Annotated in this window: 2 protein-coding genes; both read right to left on the bottom strand. The window is 69.1% G+C overall.

Features of this window, described 5'->3' with window-relative positions; translation table 11 throughout:
• A partial coding sequence (locus tag JMF90_RS37605; RefSeq protein ID WP_201326395.1) for a bifunctional heptose 7-phosphate kinase/heptose 1-phosphate adenyltransferase occupies positions 1 to 672 on the bottom strand: 672 nt, incomplete at its 3' end.
• A 7-nt stretch (positions 673 to 679) separates the two neighbouring features.
• Positions 680 to 1,251, bottom strand: a 572-nt coding sequence (locus tag JMF90_RS37600; RefSeq protein ID WP_201326394.1) for a UDP-glucose/GDP-mannose dehydrogenase family protein, incomplete at its 5' end; no start/stop codon positions are given.

Genomic DNA, 1,251 nt, shown 5'->3' with positions numbered 1-1,251 from the left:
CGCGACGCGCGCGCGCAGGTCGTCTTCCGATTTCCACTGCCCGACCACCTCGCGCAACTCCGCGCGATTCGGCGTGATCAGCGATGCGCCGCGATAGCGTGCCCAGTCGTCGCCCTTCGGGTCGACCAGCACCGCCTTGCCGGCCGCGCGCGCCTTCTCGATCATCGTCGTGACGTGCGTCAGGCCGCCTTTCGCGTAATCCGACATCAGCACGACGTCGTGCTGCGGCAGCAGCGCATCGAAGCGCGCGAGCCCCGCGAGCAGCACCTCGTGCGTCGGCGTCGCCTCGAAGTCCACGCGCAGCAGTTGCTGCTGGCGCGCGAGCACGCGCAGCTTGATCGTGGTCGGGAGTGCCGGGTCGCGCTCGAGATGGGGCGTCACGCCGCTGCTGCCGAGCAGCTCGACGATCCGCTCGCCCGGTTCGTCGCAACCGACGACGCACAGCAGGCCGGCCTGGCCGCCGAGCGTCACGGCATTGCGCGCGACGTTGGCCGCGCCGCCGAGCCGCTCCTCCTGACGCTGCACGTGCACGACCGGCACCGGCGCTTCAGGCGAAATGCGATCGACATTGCCGAACCAGTAACGGTCGAGCATCACGTCGCCGACGACGAGCACACGCGAGCGCGCGAGTTGCTCGCGCGGCACCGGAACGACTTCGCGAAGAGTATTCATCGTACGTTCAGCCACGGGAGGACGACTGGGGATCGACATACGGCCGGCCAATCGCGTAATAGTCGATGCCCAGCTCGGCCATCGCATCCGGCTCGTACAGGTTGCGCCCGTCGAAGATCACCGGCGCCTTCAGCTCGGCCTTCAGGCGCGTGAAATCGGGGCTGCGGAATTCCTTCCATTCGGTGACGATCACGAGGGCGTCCGCGCCCGTGACCGCGGCGTCCTGCGTGTCGACGAGATGCAGCCGCGCCAGCGCCTTCGCATCGTCGCCGAAATCCAGCGCGAACACGCGCCGCGCTTCGTCGATGGCGACCGGATCGTAGGCGCGCACGGTCGCACCGCGTTCGAGCAGCGCGGCGATCAGGCGGCGGCTCGGCGCCTCGCGCATGTCGTCGGTGTTCGGCTTGAACGCGAGGCCCCAGACCGCGAACTCGCGGCCCGTCAGGTCGGCGCCGAAGCGCTGCTCGATCTTGCCGATCAGCACGTCCTTCTGCGCATGGTTGGCGGCCTCGACAGCCTCCAGGATACGCAGCGGCTGGCCGTTCTCGCCGGCGGTGCGGATCAGCGCCTGCACGTCCT

The organism is Burkholderia sp. E168m23 (assembly GCF_016586125.1).
Classification (GTDB): domain Bacteria; phylum Pseudomonadota; class Gammaproteobacteria; order Burkholderiales; family Burkholderiaceae; genus Burkholderia; species Burkholderia orbicola.
This window is presented reverse-complemented; position numbering and strand designations above follow the sequence as displayed.